Origin of the sequence: Streptomyces sp. NPDC048639 (genome assembly GCF_043199075.1) — a bacterium.
Classification (GTDB): domain Bacteria; phylum Actinomycetota; class Actinomycetes; order Streptomycetales; family Streptomycetaceae; genus Streptomyces.
In genome coordinates this window covers 463220-481098 of sequence record NZ_JBICVP010000001.1, presented here as the reverse complement: position 1 = coordinate 481098, position 17879 = coordinate 463220, and the positions used below count along the sequence as shown (strand labels likewise).

The window sequence follows — 17879 nt, the reverse complement described above, 5'->3', positions numbered from 1 at the left end:
AGAGGCCAGAGGTCAGACCACGGGCCGCAGTTCGAGCTCCGGGCCGCCCGAGGTGACCACCCGCCGCGGCAGCCGGTAGGCGATCGAGCCGTACCAGAGGTACGACACGGCGTACCCGAAGGCCAGGCACATCAGCCCGCCGACCGCGTCCAGCCAGAAGTGGTTGGCCGTAGCGACGATGACCAGCAGCGTCAACGCCGGGTACACCAGGCCCAGCACCTTCGCCCACACCGGCCGCGCCAGCATCACGATGGTGATGCCGCACCACACCGACCAGCCGATGTGCATCGACGGCATGGCGGCGTACTGGTTGGACATGCTGGCGAGGTTGCCCGACGCCATCGACCCCCACGTCTCGTGCACCAGCACGGTGTCGATGAACCCCTCGCCCGACATCAGGCGCGGCGGCGCGAGCGGGTAGAGGTAGTAGCCGAGCAGGGCAACGCCCGTGGTGGCGAAGAGGACCAGCCGCGTCGCCGCGTAGCGCCCCGGATGCCCGCGGTAGAGCCACACGAGCACACCGATGGTGACGATGAAGTGCAGCGTCGCGTAGTAGTAGTTCATGCCGACGATCAGCCATTCCACGGAATTCACCGCGTGGTTGACCGTCCGCTCCACGGCGATGCCGAGGGATTCCTCCACCCGCCAGATCCAGTCGGCGTTCTCCAGGGCGGCCTGCTTCTGCTCCGGAACGGCGTTGCGGACCAGGGAGTACGTCCAGTAGCTGACGGCGATGAGTACGATCTCGAACCACAGCCGCGGCCTGCGGGGGGTGCGCAACCGCCGGCCCCAGGCGCGCTGCGACTCCGTCGGGCGGTCCTCGCGCCCCTCGATGGGTGACGGGGTGACCGTCCGTCCCTCCAGAGTCTCCACAGTGGCTTCACCCATAGCGCGACAGTCTGCCAGATGGCGGCCTGCTACCGATCACTCGCCGGTCCACGGCTCCTCTTACTCCACGCTACGCCTCGCGGACGCGGGCTGCCCCTTCGGCCCCGCGGCCGTCGATCCGCGGACCACCAGCTCGGGCAGGAAGACGAACTCGCTGTGCGGCGCCGGGGTGCCCCCGATCTCCTCGAGCAGCGCCCGGACCGCCGCCTGTCCCATCGCCGGCACCGGCTGCCGGATGGTGGTCAGCGGGGGATCGGTGAAGGCGATGAGCGGGGAGTCGTCGAAGCCGATCACCGAGACGTCGCGCGGCACTTCCAGGCCGTGCTGCCGCGCCGCCCGGATCGCGCCGAGCGCCATCATGTCGCTGGCGCACACCACCGCCGTGCAGCCCCGGTCGATCAGGGCGGACGCCGCCGCCTGACCGCCCTCCAGACTGTACAGCGAGTGCTCCACCAGGGACCGTGCGTCACCGGAGGTCAGGCCGAGCTGCTCCTGCATGCTCTGCAGAAAGCCCTCTATCTTCCGCTGCACCGGGACGAACCGCTTCGGGCCCAGCGCCAGGCCGATCCGTTCGTGGCCCAGCGCCGCGAGGTGGGTGACCGACAGCCCGACCGCGGCCCGGTCGTCGGGCGAGACGAACGGCGCCCGCACCTTCGAGGAGAAGCCGTTGATGAGGACGAACGGCACGCCCTGCGCGCGGAGCTGCTCGTACCGCTCGGTGTCGGCCGAGGTGTCCGCGTGCAGTCCGGAGATGAAGATGATGCCGGAGACCCCCCGGTCCACCAGCATCTCGGTGAGCTGGTCCTCGGTGAAGCCGCCGGGCGTCTGCGTGGCCAGGACGGGCGTGTAGCCCTGCTGGGTGAGGGCCTGGCCGATCACCTGCGCGAACGCGGGGAAGATCGGGTTCTCCAGCTCCGGGGTGATCAGCCCGACCAGGCCCGCGCTGCGCTGCCGCAGCCGCACCGGGCGCTCGTACCCGAGCACGTCCAGTGCGGCCAGGACGGACTGGCGGGTGGCCGCCGCGACGCCGGGCTTCCCGTTGAGCACTCGGCTGACCGTCGCCTCGCTGACACCCGCCTGGCCTGCGATGTCGGAGAGCCGTGCGGTCACGGGGGTGGACTGTACCGGTCGCATCTCAGACTGCCCACCAGACACAGGTGTCGGCCGGGATGTGCACACTGCCGCCCGTGAAGTGCAGCGCCGCGGTGGCGAGCACCGGCCGCCCCGGCACGGGCAGTTCGACCTCCCGGTCCAGGGTGTTGAGCGTGCACACGAAACCCGGGCGGGAGACGGCCAGCACGCCGTCCGGGGCGTCCAGCCAGTCCATCGGGCCGTCGCCGAGACCGGGCATCCGGCGGCGCAGCGCCAGCGCCGAGCGGTACAGCTCCAGGGTGGAGCGCGGGTCGCCGGACTGCGCCTGCACCGACAACTCCGCCCAGGCGGCGGGCTGCGGAAGCCAGCTCCCGCCGGGCCCGAACCCGTACGGCGCCTCCCCGCCCGACCACGGGATCGGCACCCGGCAGCCGTCGCGCATGCCGTCCTGCCCGCCCGCCTGCTCACCACCACCCTCATCCGAAGTCCCCCCGGACTCCGTCCGGGGGGACCCCGACACCGCCGCCTCGTCCTTGCCGCGGAAGAACGCCGGGTCCTGGCGCACCTCGTCGGGGAGGTCCGTCACCTCCGGCAGGCCGAGCTCCTCGCCCTGGTAGAGGTACGAGGACCCGGGCAGCGCGAGAGTGAGCAGCGCCGCCGCGCGGGCCCGCCGCAGGCCCGCCTCGCCTCCGCCGTAGCGGGTGGTGTGGCGGACGACGTCGTGGTTGGACAGCACCCACGTGGTGGGGGCGCCGACCGAGGTGGTGGCGGCCAGCGACTCGTCGATGACACCACGCATCGCGGCCGCGTCCCACGCGCAGGTCAGGAAGTGGAAGTTGAACGCCTGGTGCAGCTCGTCGGGGCGCACGTACAGCGCGAGCCGCTCGGAGCTGGGGGCCCACGCCTCGGCGACACCGATCCGCCCGTCGCCGTAGGAGTCCAGCAACTGCCGCCAGGAGCGGTGGATCTCGTGCACTCCGTCCTGGTCGAAGAACGGCAGCACCTGCGCGCCGATCATCTTGGCCTGCTCGCTCCGGCCGATCTCCGGCAGCCCTTCGGCCTTGACCATGCCGTGCGCGACGTCGATGCGGAAACCGTCGATGCCCAGGTCCAGCCAGAACCGCAGGATCGACTCGAACTCCTCGCGGACCTCGGAGTTGTTCCAGTTGAGGTCGGGCTGCTCGGGTGCGAAGAGATGGAGGTACCACTCGCCGGGCGTCCCGTCCGCGCCTGTCGTACGGGTCCAGGCCGGGCCGCCGAAGACCGACTCCCAGTCGTTCGGCGGCAGTTCGCCGTTCTCGCCCTTGCCCGGCCGGAAGTGGTAGCGGTTCCTGGAAGCCGCGCCCGCCCACTCAGCGAGCGCGGCCCGGAACCACTGGTGCTGGTCGGAGGTGTGGTTCGGGACGATGTCCACGATCACCTTCAGACCCAGCTCGTGGGCGCGCCGCACCAGGTCGTCCGCGTCGGACAGATCGCCGAACAGCGGGTCCACGGCCCGGTAGTCGGCGACGTCGTAGCCGCCGTCCGCCTGCGGTGACGCGTAGAAGGGAGTGAGCCAGACGGCGTCCACGCCCAGCTCCGCCAGGTACGGCAGACGGTCGTGGATCCCCCGGAGATCGCCGATCCCGTCACCGTTGCTGTCCGCGAACGACCGCACGTACACCTGGTAGATGACGGCGCTGCGCCACCAGCCGGCGCACCGCTCCGGGGCGGCCTGCTCACGGACGGACGGGGCGAGGTCCTGGGTCATGTGTTACGTCCCTATCGGGTGGGCCCAACCGGGCTACGACAAGCGGTGGTCTGGAACGGAACGGACCGCGCGGCGTGCGCGGACCGGTGAGGGGGTCAGCCCTTGGTGCCTCCCGCGGTGAGCCCGGCGACCAAGTGCTTCTGCGCGAAGAAGAACAGCATTCCGGCCGGCACCATGATCAGCACGGACGAGGCGGTCATCAGGCCCCACTCGGCGCGGTGCGGACCGACGAACGTCTGCAGGCCCACGGCGAGCGTGTAGTTCTCCTCGCTGCTCATGAACTGCGTGGCGAAGGCGACCTCGCTCCATGCCGTCAGGAAGGTGTAGAAGGCGGTGACGGCGAGACCGGGCCGGGCCAGCGGAACGACCAGCCGCCAGAACGTCCCGAACGGGGTGAGTCCGTCGACCCGCCCCGACTCGTCGATCTCGGCGGGGATGGTGTCGAAGTAACCCTTGAGCATCCAGGCGCAGAACGGCACCGACACCGAGCAGTAGGTGAGGATCAGACCGCCGTAGCTGTCCAGCAGGCCCATCGTTCCCAGGATGTTGTAGAGCGGCACGATCAGCACCGCGACCGGGAACATCTGGAAGAGCAGGAACGACCACATCAGGGTCCCGTGCCCGGGGAAGCGCATCCGGGACAGGGCGTAGCCCGCGCTGGCGGCGATGAGGACGCCGACGAGCATGGTGCCGCCCGCGATGGCGACCGAGTTGACGAACCAGGTGACGAACTCGGTGTCGTTCAGCACGTGTGCATAGTTGCGAAACGTGAAGCCGGACATCTCCATCGGGTGCGTCCAGCCGTTCTCGCCGCGCAGCGAGACCAGCACGATGAAGACGACCGGGAAGACGGCGACCATCGAGGCCACGACGAGCGTGGTGTGCAGGGCGGCCGAGGCGCCCTTGGACCGCTCACCGCGCCGCCGTACGCGCGGCGCCGCGGCGGCAGCCGTGACCGGTGCGGGGCTGACGGAGGCGGAGGCGGGGGCAGAGGCGGGAGCGCTCATCGGACGGCCTCCTGGCGGTTGAGCAGCCTGCGGTAGAAGACGGAGAAGACCAGCAGCAGGGAGAGGATGACGATCCCGTACGAGGCGGAGGCCGCGTAGTCCCGTACGCCCTGGAAGGCGAGCCGGTAGGCGTACGTCACCAGGATCTCGCTCTCGGTCCCGCCGGCCTGGCCGATCACCAGGTAGATGATCGGGAACATGTTGAAGGTCCAGATGGTGCCGAGCAGGATGACGGTGCTGCTGACGGGCCGCAGTCCGGGCAGGGTGACGTTGCGGAAGCGCTGCCAGGGGCTCGCGCCGTCCATCTCCGCCGCCTCGTACAACTCCCGCGGAATGGACTGCAGTCCGCCCAGGATCGCGACCATCATGAACGGCACCCCGAGCCAGGTGTTGACCGCGATGACCGAGATCTTCTGGACGAAGGGATCGCCGAGCCAGTCGACCGCCCCGATGCCGACCTTTCCGAGCAGGGCGTTGAGAACGCCGTTGTCGGAGTTGTACATCAGCTTCCAGGCGAAGGCGGCGACGAACGCCGGGACCGCCCAGGGCAGGATCAGCAGGACGCGGTAGAGCGAGCGGCCCTTGACCTGCCGGTTGAGCAGCATGGCCAGGCCCAGGCCGATCGTGTAGTGCAGGAACACGCAGCTCGCGGTCCAGATCACGGTCCAGGTGAGGCGCGGGTAGAAGGAGCCCTCCTGGCCGGAGAGGATGTTCCAGTAGTTGTCGAGGCCGACGAACTTGTACGTGGAGGGGACCTCGAAGTCACCGATCACCCGGCCGATGTTGGCCTCATTGGCGTCGGTGAAGGAGAGATAGATCCCGCGGCCGAGCGGATAGCCGACCAGCACCCCCAGCACCACGACGACGGGCAGCACCATCGCCCACGCGTACCAGTGGGTGTCGAACGAGCGCCGGGCCCGGGTGAGCAGGGAGGGGCTCGGCAGCTTCCTGTCCGGGCCCTCGGCGCCGGTGCTGCCGGAGCCCGCCGGGCTCCCGGGCTTGGTGACGGCTGTGGTCATGGCTCCACGGCTTTCTGCGGGTCGCGGGTCGAGCGGGTCGCGGTCTACGAGAGCGGGTGGGGGGCCGGGGTCCCGTTCCCGTCGTCCCTGGGGCGGGCGGCGGGCGGTGGGCGGCGGGCGGTGAACTCGCCTCCGCCCGGCGGGCGGTGGGACCGGCCCGGCCCGGCCGGGCGGCGCGTGGGCCGCACCCGCGCGGGGCGGGAGCGGCCCTCCCCTCGACGGGGAGCCCGGGCCGGACCGGGCCGGAGTCGGTGACCCGGCCTGGTCGTCGCCTAGCCGGCGATCTCGTAGTCCTCGATCAGCTTGGACTTCCACTCCTCGGCGAGGGCGTCGAGCCCGGCCTTCGGGGTGGCCTGCCCGCGCAGGATCTTCACGTAGTGCTGGTCGAAGGCCACGAACAGGTCACCGACACCGGGGATGACGGGGCGCGACTTGGAGGTGGCCAGGGCGTCCTGGAAGGCCTTCTTCGCCGGGTCGGCGGTGACGTCCGCGGTGTAGGCGGACTTGCGCGTCGGCAGCGTGTTGATCTCGGTGGCGGTGAACTCCTGGCTCTTGGCGGAGGACATGAACTTCACGAAGAGGTACGCGGCGTCCTTGTTCTGCGAGCCGCGGTAGACCGAGTAGTTGTGGCCGCCGATGGGCGCCGCGCCCTTGCCGGAGGTGCCCGCCGGGATCGGAGCGATGCCCAGGTTCTTCTTGTCCTTGAACGCCTTGCCGGTGTAGTCGTCGGCCACCGACCAGGGGCCGTTGACGACCATGGCGACCTTGCCGTCCTTGAAGGAGGTCTGCGCCGCGACGTAGCCGTCGGTGGAGGCGGGCTTGAGGGAGACGCCGGACTTCACCATGTCGACGGCGGTCTCGATGCCCTTGACGGCCTCGGGCGAGTTCACCGTGATCTTCTTGCCCTTGGTGTCGAGCATGTCGCCGCCCTCGCCGTAGAGGAACGGCAGGGAGAAGTAGCCCTCGGGGTTGAGCTGGGTGCCCGCGACGCCCGTCTTCTTCTTGACGGTCTTCGCGGTCTCGACGAACTCCTCCCAGGTGGCCGGGGGCTTCTCGACGCCGGCCTTCTTGAGGATGTCCTTGTTGTAGAGGAGACCGAGCGTGTCGGTGACCTGCGGGACGCCGACCGTCTCGCCCTTCCACTTGGCCGCGGAGAGCGGGCCCGTGAGGAAGTCGCGCTCGTGAGCCAGCGCCGGGGTGCCGTCCAGCGGCTGGAGGTAGCCGAGGTTGGCGAAGCCGGCCGACCAGCCGACGTCGGTGCGGATGACATCGGGGGCGCCCTTGCCGGACTGGGCGGCGGTCTTGAACTTCTGCTCGGCCGCGTCGAAGGAGACCGGGACGCGCTTGACCTTGATCTTGGGGTACTCGGCCTCGAAGTCCTTGACCAGCTTCTCGTACGTCGGGCCCTCGGCCTCGTTGGCGGTGTCCCACCACGTCACGGTGCCGGTGACACTGCCCGGGTCCTTGGCGGCCCTGGAGCCGTCGCCTCCGCCGTCCCCGTTGTCCCCACCGCAGGCGGTCGCCGCCAGAGCCAGCACGCCGGCCACAGCGGCGATCGATATGCCTCGACGCATACTGATCTCCTCGTTGAGTGCGGCCCGGCCTGTTCCATGGGCGCCATGTGCGGCACGCCTGTCCCTCGGCGGCCCCGGGCTGGGAGGAAGCTAACAGGGCTGCAATCTCTTGCGAAAGAGCTTGCAGAAAGAAAACAGCCGGATTTCCGCGCTGTTACCTCTTCGTGTCCCGGGGGTTGACCCGGATGTTCGAGGCTCGTACGGTCTCGGCGGTAGCAGGCCGCTGACGGCTTGCTGCAAGAACCATCACGACAATGGCCTTACGGGCATGGCGCGTTGCCACGAGGCTGCACCGTCACCCGCACCTCCCCCCACAGGAGGATTCATGGCCATATCTGTCGGCGGAACGGCCGGCAAGTCCCTCGTTGTCGCGGCCGCCCTCGCGGCGGGCGCCGCGGCCTTCCTCGCCTCACCCGCCGCGACATCCCGGGCCTCGGCATCCCCGCCCGGGGACAAGGACGTCACCGCAGTCCTCTTCGAGTGGCGTTTCGACTCGGTTGCCCGGGAATGCCGGGATTCGCTCGGCCCGGCGGGCTACGGGTACGTCCAGGTCTCCCCGCCCCAGGAGCACATCCAGGGCGGCCAGTGGTGGACCTCGTACCAGCCCGTCAGCTACAAGATCGCCGGACGGCTCGGCGACCGCGCGGCGTTCACGGAGATGGTCGACGCCTGCCACGACGCCGGTGTGAAGGTCGTTGCGGACACCGTCATCAACCACATGGCGTCCGCCGACGGAACGGGCACCGGCGGCTCGTCGTACACCAAGTACGGCTACCCCGGGCTCTATTCGGGCGCCGACATGGACGACTGCCGGTCCACCATCAGCGACTACAAGGACCGTGCCGACGTCCAGAACTGCGAACTCGTCGAACTCGCGGACCTCGACACCGGCGAGGAGCACGTCCGCTCCCGCATCGCCGCCTATATGAACGACCTGCTCTCCCTCGGCGTCGACGGCTTCCGCATCGACGCCGCCAAGCACATGCCGGCCGACGATCTGAAGGCAGTCAAGGGCAAGCTGAGCGACCCGGACGCCTACTGGAAACAGGAGGCGATCCACGGGGAGGGCGAGGCGGTGTCGCCGTCGGAGTACCGGGGCACGGGCGACGTCCAGGAGTTCCGATACGCCCGCGACCTCAAGCGGGTCTTCACCAGTGAGCGGCTGTCGTATCTGAAGAACTACGGCGAGGGCTGGGGCTACATGCCCAGTGGCTCTTCCGCGGTCTTCGTCGCCAACCACGACACCGAACGCGGCGGCGACACCCTCAGCTACAAGAACGGCGCCGACTACACCCTGGCGCACGCCTTCATGCTGGCCTGGCCGTACGGCGCCCCGGACGTCCACTCCGGCTACGAGTTCACCGACCGTGACACGGGACCCCCGAACGGCGGGGCGGTGAGCGCCTGTTGGAAGGACGGCTGGAAGTGCCAGCACAAGTGGCCGGAGGTCGAGAAGATGGTGGCCTTCCGCAACACCGTGCGCGGCACCGAGGTCACCGACTGGTGGGACAACGGCAACGACGCGATCGCGTTCGGGCGAGGGAGCAAGGGGTTCGTCGTCGTCAACCACGAGAGCGAGTCGCTGACGCGGACGTTCCAGACGTCGTTGCCGGTGGGCGACTACTGCGATGTCCAGTCGAACCGCACGGTGACGGTGGACGGCTCCGGTCGCCTGGAAGCCACGCTGGCCCCGAACACGGCGCTGGCGGTCCACGCGGGAGCACGCTCCTGCGGGTGACGCGGCGACGGCCGCCGGGGGTGGCGGCTGCGGCGGTGACGGCCCGTGCGGCTGGGGCGGTGGCGGTCGCGGTGGTGATGCCCCGTGCGGCTGGGGCGGTGGCGGTCGCGGTGGTGGTCACGGCGAATGCGGCGGTCGCGATGGCGGCGGCCACGGGGTGAACGGCAGCCGCGGTGGCGTGACCGGTGGTGTCAGCGCCGGCGGCACGGGGCGCGTGCGACGACGCAGTCGCGTACGGCGCGGTTCGGGCGCACTGCGTTCCGGGCCACGGCGGGGGCTCATACCGTCGGCGCGGATCGCCGGGCGCGTGCGGTCACGCGGGATGCGTGCCCGCGCCGCGGGGGTTCGCTTCGCTCCGACTCCCGCTCGCCGAACTCGGTTTGGGCTCGGTGGGCGGAGAGCGGCGGTCGGCGGGACCGGGCGGGCGGCGCCGTTGGTGTCGGGGTCCGGCCGCCAGGGGCGGGAAGGCGTTCCCGCCCCTGGCGGCACGGTGTCCCGGGCAGCCAACCGCCGTTGGTCGCAGTCGCAGTCGCAGTCGCAGTCGCAGTCGCAGTCGCAGTCGCAGTCGCAGTCGCAGTCGCAGTCGCAGTCGCGCCGCGGGGGCCGATGCGCAGCCCCGGTGGTGTCGGGTCCGGTGGTGCCGAGACCGACCCGGCCGGACCGGTCCCGGCAGCACCGGACCTGCCACCACCGGCCACACCCGTTGGGCGTTCTGCCGCCAGGGCGGGAAGGCGTTCCCGCCCTGGCGGCAGGCCGCGTCGGCAGCCGGCGGTCCTTGCCGGTCGCCGTTGCTGTTCCCGTTCGTGGCGCCGGCACCGCCTCTCCTCGGCTCACCCCGGTCCGGGGTGAGCGGGCGAGAAGCGGCGAGCGCAGCGCCGGTGTTGTGGCGTTGCGGCGGAAGGAAGGTTCGATCTGCCGGCCGCCGCGACGGAAGAAGTGCACGCAAGGCAACTCCCCTCCCTCCGAAGGAGATTCACGCCGATGAAACGCATCCGCACCACCGGGCGCAGAACCGCGCTCGCCACCGCCGCGGCAGCAGTGCTCGCCCTGTTGCCGTCCGGCGCGCCGCCCGCCGCGCAGGCGGCCGCCTCCGCGCCGCCTCCGCCGTCCGATGCCGCGCTGGCCGCCCAGCCCGCCCGGCACGACCTGACGCGCGAGCAGTTCTACTTCGTCCTCCCCGACCGTTTCGCCAACGGCTCGGCCGCCAACGACCGGGGCGGTCTCACCGGGGGCCGTCTCGACACCGGCTTCGACCCCACCGACAAGGGCTTCTACCAGGGCGGTGACCTCAAGGGCCTGACCGAGCGGCTCGACTACATCAAGGGGCTGGGCACGACCGCCATCTGGCTGGCGCCCATCTTCAAGAACAAGCCGGTCCAGGGCGAGGGCAAGGACGCGAGCGCCGGATACCACGGTTACTGGATCACCGACTTCACCCAGGTCGACCCGCACTTCGGGACCAACGCCGAGCTGGAGCGGCTGATCGACAAGGCTCATGCCAAGGGGATGAAGGTCTTCTTCGACGTCATCACCAACCACACGGCCGACACCGTCGACTATGCGGAGAAGGAGTACGGCTACCGGCCCAAGGGCGCGTACCCGTACCTCGACCGCGAGGGACGCCCGTTCGACGACCGCGCCGGGATGCGCCGCGTGGACGCCGACTCCTTCCCGTACACGCCGAAGCCGCGGAGCGGGGACGCGGAGAAGAAGGTGCCCGCCTGGCTCAACGACCCGGCGCTTTACCACAATCGAGGCGACTCCACCTTCGCCGGGGAGAGCGGCGAGTACGGCGACTTCGCGGGCCTGGACGACCTGTGGACCGAGCGTCCCGAGGTAGTGGCCGGGATGGAGAAGATCTACGAGCGCTGGGTCCGGGACTTCGGGATAGACGGCTTCCGCATCGACACCGTGAAGCATGTGAACCTCGACTTCTGGACCCGGTGGGCGACGGCCCTCGACGCCTACGCCGCACGCCACGGCCGCAAGGACTTCTTCATGTTCGGCGAGGTCTACGCGGCCGATCCCGCCGTCACCTCGCACTATGTGACGCGCGGACGGCTCGACTCCACGCTCGACTTCCCCTTCCAGGACGCGGCCCGCTCCTACGCCTCGAAGGGCGGTCCGGCGACGAAGCTGTCCGAGGTCCTCGCGCAGGACTACCGCTACACCAGCGACAAGGCCAATGCCTACGAGCAGGTCACCTTCCTCGGCAACCACGACATGGGCCGGATCGGGACCTTCCTGAAGCAGGACAACCCGAAAGCGAGCGACGCCGAACTGGTGCGCCGGGCGCGGCTGGCCAACGAGCTGATGTTCCTCGGCCGCGGCAACCCCGTCGTCTACTACGGCGACGAGCAGGGCTTCACCGGCGCGGGCGGCGACAAGGACGCCCGCCAGACCCTCTTCGCCTCGAAGACGGACGACTACCTCGACGACGACCTGATCGGCACCGACCGTACGCACGCCACCGACGCGTACGACACCCGTCACCCGCTCTACCGCTCGATCGCCGCACTGTCGAAGCTCACCGAGAAGCACCCGGCACTGCGCGACGGTGTCCAGACGGAGCGCTACGCCGCCAAGGGCGAGGGCGTCTACGCCTACTCCCGTACGGACGCGCGGGAGCGGACCGAGTACGTGGTCGCGGTGAACAACGCCACCGAGGCGAAGAAGGCCGAAATCCCCACCGGCGCCGCCGGGATGCGGTTTCGCCCGGTCTACGGCGCGAAGGGCGCCGGCGCGACGGCGGGGGAGGACCGGAAGCTGTCCGTCCAGGTCCCCGCGCTGTCCGCCGTCGTCCTCCGGGCGGAGAAGAAGCTCCCCGCCCCGGCGGCGGAGCCGACGGTGAGCCTGGACGCCCCCGCCGACGGAGCCACCGGCACCGTCGAGGTCTCGGCCGATGCGGACGGCGGCGGCCTGAACCGCGTCGTCTTCGCCGCCCAGGTCGGTAACGGGAAGTGGAAGGTGCTCGGATCGGCCGACCACGCCCCGTACAAGGTGACCCAGCATATCGCCGGGAGTGTGCCCGCCGGAACCCCCGTGCGCTATAAGGCCGTTGTCGTCGACAGCGCGGGCCGCACCGCGAGCGCACGCGCCGCGACCACCACCGGCCGGGCCCCCGAGCCACCGAAGCCGGGCGTCGTCCAGCGCGAGCACGCGGTCGTCCACTACCAGCGCCCGGACGGCGAGTACGACGGGTGGCGGCTGAAGACGGGCGGCGGCACGGCGGAGTTCACCGGCCGCGACGCGTACGGCGCCTTCGCCTGGGTGAAGGTCGAGGACGGTGCCACCGAGGTGCCCTTCACCGTCGAGAAGGACGGCAGCGCCGACGGCCCCGCACGCACGGTCGACCTCGCCCGCACAGGAGAGGTGTGGATCGAGCAGGGCAAGGACGGGCTGGAGGAGAAGGCCCCCGACGGCGCCTATCCGCCGCAGGACACCAAGAAGGCCGTCCTCCACTACCACCGTGCCGACGGCGACTACGACGGCTGGGGTCTGCACACCTGGACCGGCGCCGCCGAGCCCACCGACTGGTCCGAGCCGCTGCGGCCGGTGCGCCAGGACGCGTACGGCGTGACCTTCGAAGTGCCGCTCGCCGAGGGCGCGAAGTCCCTGAGCTACATCGTCCACAAGGGCGACGAGAAGGATCTGCCCGACGACCAGTCCCTGGACCTGGCCACCTCCGGCCACGAGGTGTGGCAGCTCTCGGGAGAGGCGCAGTATCTGCTGCCGAGCACCGGCGGCGCCCCCGACCTCGACCTGGACAAGTCCGAGGCGCAGTGGATCGACCGCGACACCGTGGTGTGGAAGACGAAGACCACCGGCGCCGCGAGCACGCAGCTCGTGTACGCACCCGAGGGCGGCATCACCGTCGAGGACGGGGCGCTGAGCGACGAGGGCCACTGGCTGCGGCTGAACGAGTCGGAGCTGACCGACGCGCAGAAGAAGGCGTACCCGCATCTGAAGGACCACCCCGCCTTCACCGTCGACCCGCGCGACCGGGACCGCGTCCGGGACGCGCTGCGCGGTCAGATCGTGGCGACCCGGCGGGCCGCGACAGGGGCGCTCCTCGCCGCGACCGGCGTCCAGATTCCCGGGGCGCTGGACGACCTCTACGCACGCAAGGCGCAGCGGGCGAAGCTCGGCCCGGTCTTCCGTGACGGCCGCCCCACCCTGTCCGTCTGGGCGCCCACGGCACGCACGGTCTCCCTCGAACTCGACGGCAGGACCGTGCCGATGCGGCGCGAGCGGGGCAGCGGAGTCTGGAGCGTCACCGGTGAGCGGAGCTGGACCGGGAAGCCGTACCGCTACGTGGTCGACGTCTGGGCCCCGTCCGTGCGGAAGCGCGTCACGAACAAGGTGACCGACCCGTACGCGACCGCCCTGACCGCCGACTCCCGGCGCAGCCTGGTCGTGGATCTCGCGGACCGCGCCCTCGCCCCCAAGGGCTGGGCGTCCCTGAAGAAGCCCGCCGCAACACCCTTGCGGGGCGCGCAGATCCAGGAGCTGCACATCCGCGACTTCTCGGTCGCGGACCGGACCTCCGGGCACCGCGGGCAGTACCTCGCCTTCACCGACCGGGACTCGGCCGGGATGAAGCACCTGCGGAAGCTGGCCCGTTCCGGCACCTCGTACGTCCATCTCCTCCCGGCCTTCGACATCGGCACCATCCCGGAGCGGAAGGCCGATCAGCAGGAGCCCGGGTGCGACCTGGCCTCGTTCGGGCCGGACTCCGAGGAGCAGCAGGAGTGCGTCGGCAACGCGGCGGGCAAGGACGCGTACAACTGGGGCTACGACCCGCTGCACCACACCGTCCCGGAGGGCTCCTACGCGAGTGATCCGGGAGGCACCCGCCGCACGGTCGAGTTCCGGCGGATGGTGCAGGGGCTCAACACCTCCGGGCTGCGGGCCGTGATGGACGTGGTCTACAACCACACCGTGGCGAGCGGGCAGCACGACAAGTCCGTCCTGGACAAGATCGTTCCCGGCTACTACCAGCGCCTGCTGGCGGACGGCTCGGTCGCCGACTCCACCTGCTGTGCCAACACCGCGCCCGAGCACACGATGATGGGCAAGCTCGTCGTCGACTCCATCGTCACCTGGGCGAAGGAGTACAAGGTCGACGGCTTCCGTTTCGACCTCATGGGTCACCACCCGAAGGCCAACATCCTCGCCGTGCGCAGGGCGCTCGACGCCCTCACACCGGAGAAGGACGGCGTCGACGGCAAGATGATCGTCCTGTACGGGGAAGGCTGGAACTTCGGCGAGATCGCCGACGACGCCCGGTTCGAGCAGGCCACGCAGAAGAACATGGCGGGTACCGGCATCGCGACCTTCTCCGACCGGGCGCGCGACGCGGTCCGCGGCGGCGGGCCGTTCGACGAGGATCCGCGCGTCCAGGGCTTCGCCTCCGGCCTCTTCACCGACCCCAACGGGTCGAAGGCCAACGGCACGCGCGAGGAGCAGAAGGAGAGGCTGCTGCACTACCAGGACCTGATCAAGGTCGGCCTGACGGGCAACCTCGCCGGCTACTCCTTCACCGACAGCGGCGGGAAGAAGGTCACGGGCGCGGAGGTCGACTACAACGGAGCCCCGGCAGGCTACGCGGCCGCCCCCGGCGACGCCCTCGCCTACGCCGACGCCCACGACAACGAGACCCTCTACGACGCCCTGGCGTTCAAACTCCCGCAGTCCACGCGGGCCACGGACCGGGCGAGGATGCAGGTCCTGGCCATGGCCACGGCCGCCCTCTCGCAGGGCCCGGCCCTCTCCCAGGCGGGCACCGACCTGCTCCGCTCCAAGTCGCTGGACCGCAACTCCTACGACAGCGGCGACTGGTTCAACGCCGTCCACTGGACGTGCGGGGCGGAGGGCAACGGCTTCGGCCGCGGACTGCCGCCCGCCGCCGACAACCGGCCCAAGTGGCCGTACGCCGAGCCGCTTCTGGCCGACCCGGCGCTGCGCCCCGGCTGCGGGCCGATCGCCGCCGCCTCCGCCGCCTACCGGGATCTGCTGCGGATCCGTACCACGGAGAAGGCGTTCGACCTGCCTTCGGCGGACGCCGTTCAGTCCTCGCTGTCCTTCCCCCTCTCGGGGAAGGACAACGGCGAGACGCCGGGCGTCATCACGATGAGGCTCGGCGAGCTGGTCGTCGTCCTCAACGCGTCGCCGGAGCGGCAGGAGCAGCGGGTCGCCTCGCTCGCGGGGACGCCGTACGGCCTGCACGCCGTGCAGGCGCGCGGCTCCGATGCGGTGGTGAAGTCCTCCTCGTACGCGGCGGATTCGGGCACCTTCACCGTCCCGGCGCGTACGATCGCGGTCTTCGAGCGACGCTGACCGGCGGTCTCCGCGGGGGACGGGGCAGGGCATGCACGGGGCAGCCGCACGCGCGGGGCAGCCGCACGCGCGGCTGCCCCGCTGCATGGGCGGGAGTTCGGTGCGAAGGCCCGAGACAGGTGCCGGGTCATGACAGCCTTGCGGTGACGGTCAGTGCCGTGACCGGTGTCAGGCCGTGACCGGAGGCACGCGATTCCACAACGGGTGCCAGGGCGGGCGCAGGGCCCGAACGCGCCTGCGGGTGCCCGGTCGTGTCACCGGGTCCTCCTGCGGACGCGGACGCGGATGCGGACTCGGATGCGGACCTTGGCCGTGACTCCTGCCGTCCCGATCGTTCGTTCTTCGCGCCGGGGCGCGAGAGGAGACGGGGAGCCGGTGGAGCCGTTGGATATCCGTGGTGGTGGGGCGGTCTGCCTGCTTGGTGCTGGGGGTTGTTGCCGGGGTGGTGGCCCGGTGGTGGGTGTTGAGCATCGGGGCGGGCCCGGGGCTTGGCCGAGGCCGGTGTCCGGAGGCTCGGTCGTCGTCCGGTTGCGCGACAGACCGACCAAGGTGCCTGCCCGGGTCGCCGGTTGAGCCGGTCCCGGAGACCCGTCGTCGAAATGCTTGACCGCAGGCAAGCAATCCCGCATCGAGTACCGGAGCGAAGCGCAGGACCACCGAGCGCCTGCCGGAACCGGCAGTGTCACCGACCCCTGCCACGGAAATGGACCTCGGCCCTGCCCCCCCGCCGCCCCGATGCTCGCTCTTTGCGCCGCAGGCGCGAGACGAGACCGAGTGCCGGTGGAGCCGATGGACATCCGTGGGTGGTGGGGCGGCCTACCTGCTTCGTGTGGGGGTCGTTGCCCGGATGGCGGCCCGTGGCGGGTGCTTGAGCATCCGGGCGGTCGGGGGCATGGCCGAGGCCGGTGTCTCGAGGTTCGGTCGTCGTCCGGTTGCGCGACAGACCGACCAAGGTGCCCGCCCGGGTCGCCGATTGAGCCGGTCCCGGGTACTCGTTGCCGAAATGCTTGACCGCAGGCAAGCAATTCCACAACGAGTGCCGCAGAAGAAACGGCCCCCAACGCGCCTGCCCGAACCCCGCAGTGCCACCGGGCTTTGTCGCGGACGCGGACCTCGGCCGCGCCTCCTGCCGCCCCGATGCTCATCTTTGCGCCGCAGGCGCGAGACGAGAGTGAAGGTCGAAGGGTGGCGGAAGTCCGGCCGGGCATGTGGAACCCTGCCGCGCCACCGGGCCTTGCCGCGGACGCGGACCTCGGCCGCGCCTCCTGCCGCCCCGATGCTCATCTTTGCGCCGCAGGCGCGAGACGAGAGTGAAGGTCGAAGGGTGGCGGAAGTCCGGCCGGGCATGTGGAACCCTGCCGCGCCACCGGGCCTTGCCGCGGACGCGGACCTCAGCCGCGGCCCCGCAGCCCCGATGCTCGCTCTCTGCACCGCAGGCGCGAGACGTCGAAATGCTCCACCGGAGGCAAGCAACTCCGCAACGGGCGCTGGAGAATGGGCATTCCCCCGGCGGGCGTCAGGTCGAGAAGCCCGATGGCTCGGAGGACACACCCGAACCGGAGGGCACACCGGCACCCGAGGGCACACCGGCACCCGAGGACCCACCGGCACCCGAGGACGTCGCGGGCTCGGCAGACGTCACCGGCCCGGAGCGCGCCGCCCCTTCGGGTGCGGCACCCGCGGCACCCGCGGCACCCGCGCAGGACAGCTGCCCGGACAGCAGGGAGATGAGCCGGCCGACCATCTCCGCGAACGTGCCGTCCGGCTCCTGCGAGACGATCCGGCGCGCCAGCTCCCCGCACTCCTCGTCGTGCGCCGCGCTCACCATCACCAGCGCCATGAAGTCGTGGACGAGCTGGAACTCCAGTTCCGTACGCGGGATGCGTCGTCCGTCCAGCCAGGCCAGGGCCGTCGTCTCGCACAGCCCGATCCACGAGCGGACCGCCAGCTCCAGGCGCGGGCCGGGTTCGGTGACATGGAGATGCGCGAGCATGTGGTCGTACGCCGACCGGCGCACCTCGTCGATCATCGCGGTCGCCTGCTCGGAGCCGACCGAGGAACTGCTGCCGCGCAACAGAGCTTCGAAACCCGGCCCGTGCTCGTCGACGAAGTCGAAGAAGCGGCGGATGACGCGCAGCAGGCGCACGCCGGGCGGGCCGTCGTTCGGTTCGGCGAACCGGCCGGTCAGTTCCTCGGCCGCCCGGCGCACCACCTCGTCGTAGAGGCTGTGCTTGCCGGGGAAGTAGTGGTAGACGAGCGGCCGGGAGATTCCGGCGGCCGTCGCTATGTCGTCGATCGACACATCGCCCGGGGGCCGTTGGCTGAAAAGCTCCTGCGCCACGGCTATCAGCTGCTCGCGCCGCTCCTCCACGCCCATTCTGCGTCGGCGCTCCACCCCAGTCGTCATGCGCATACCCTAACCGCCCGTCCGGCGCCAGCGGCAGGGGAGCCAATCTACGACCGGAAGAGACC

7 protein-coding genes and 2 pseudogenes are annotated in these 17879 nt (G+C 70.7%); 2 read left to right on the top strand and 7 right to left on the bottom strand.

The features are described from left to right. Nucleotides 1-12 precede the first annotated feature (12 nt). The 6 genes from ACGFNH_RS02030 to ACGFNH_RS02005 all read right to left on the bottom strand — a co-directional run bounded on the left by ACGFNH_RS02030 (nt 13) and on the right by ACGFNH_RS02005 (nt 7330). Nucleotides 13-888 carry a phosphatase PAP2 family protein gene (locus ACGFNH_RS02030; RefSeq protein WP_393651032.1) on the bottom strand — a complete coding sequence of 292 codons (876 nt, stop codon included), beginning with the start codon at nt 886-888 and terminating at the stop codon, nt 13-15. Nucleotides 889-948: 60 nt separating this feature from the next. Then, nucleotides 949-1998, bottom strand: coding sequence for a LacI family DNA-binding transcriptional regulator (locus tag ACGFNH_RS02025; RefSeq protein WP_393651031.1), 1050 nt, complete (start codon nt 1996-1998; stop codon nt 949-951). 25 nt (nt 1999-2023) lie between these two features. Then, nucleotides 2024-3730, bottom strand: a complete 1707-nt coding sequence (locus tag ACGFNH_RS02020) for a glycoside hydrolase family 13 protein (RefSeq protein WP_393651030.1) — start codon at nt 3728-3730, stop codon at nt 2024-2026. Between the two features lie 95 nt (nt 3731-3825). Next, a complete protein-coding gene (locus tag ACGFNH_RS02015; RefSeq protein WP_393651029.1) occupies nt 3826-4737 on the bottom strand; it encodes a sugar ABC transporter permease in 912 nt (303 codons plus the stop codon). Next, nucleotides 4734-5756 (bottom strand): carbohydrate ABC transporter permease, encoded by a 1023-nt coding sequence (locus ACGFNH_RS02010; protein ID WP_393651028.1) that lies wholly within the window; start codon nt 5754-5756, stop codon nt 4734-4736. The genes ACGFNH_RS02015 and ACGFNH_RS02010 overlap by 4 nt, the downstream gene beginning before the upstream one ends. Nucleotides 5757-6028: 272 nt before the next feature. Further along, a complete protein-coding gene (locus ACGFNH_RS02005; RefSeq protein ID WP_393651027.1) occupies nt 6029-7330 on the bottom strand; it encodes an extracellular solute-binding protein in 1302 nt (433 codons plus the stop codon). Nucleotides 7331-7655: 325 nt separating this feature from the next. Between ACGFNH_RS02005 and ACGFNH_RS02000 the strand changes: the two are divergent. Together ACGFNH_RS02000 and pulA are read left to right on the top strand one after the other, a co-directional pair. Further along, nucleotides 7656-9065: pseudogene (locus ACGFNH_RS02000) on the top strand (alpha-amylase family protein); the annotation flags it as partial. Nucleotides 9066-10049: 984 nt separating this feature from the next. Further along, nucleotides 10050-15407 (top strand): pullulanase-type alpha-1,6-glucosidase, encoded by a 5358-nt coding sequence (gene pulA, locus ACGFNH_RS01995; RefSeq protein WP_393651026.1) that lies wholly within the window; start codon nt 10050-10052, stop codon nt 15405-15407. A gap of 1714 nt (nt 15408-17121) precedes the next feature. Here the strand turns inward: pulA and ACGFNH_RS01990 are convergent. After that, nucleotides 17122-17814 (bottom strand): annotated as a pseudogene (locus tag ACGFNH_RS01990) (TetR/AcrR family transcriptional regulator); the annotation flags it as partial. Between the last annotated feature and the right edge of the window lie 65 nt (nt 17815-17879).

Bases quoted from the DNA above. Each gene is read 5' to 3' on its own strand.
- ACGFNH_RS02030 (WP_393651032.1), bottom strand. From the start codon at position 888: ATGGGTGAAGCCACTGTGGAGACTCTGGAGGGACGGACGGTCACCCCG.
- ACGFNH_RS02020 (WP_393651030.1), bottom strand. From the start codon at position 3,730: ATGACCCAGGACCTCGCCCCGTCCGTCCGTGAGCAGGCCGCCCCGGAG.
- ACGFNH_RS02015 (WP_393651029.1), bottom strand. From the start codon at position 4,737: ATGAGCGCTCCCGCCTCTGCCCCCGCCTCCGCCTCCGTCAGCCCCGCA.
- ACGFNH_RS02010 (WP_393651028.1), bottom strand. From the start codon at position 5,756: ATGACCACAGCCGTCACCAAGCCCGGGAGCCCGGCGGGCTCCGGCAGC.
- ACGFNH_RS02005 (WP_393651027.1), bottom strand. From the start codon at position 7,330: ATGCGTCGAGGCATATCGATCGCCGCTGTGGCCGGCGTGCTGGCTCTG.
- pulA (WP_393651026.1), top strand. From the start codon at position 10,050: ATGAAACGCATCCGCACCACCGGGCGCAGAACCGCGCTCGCCACCGCC.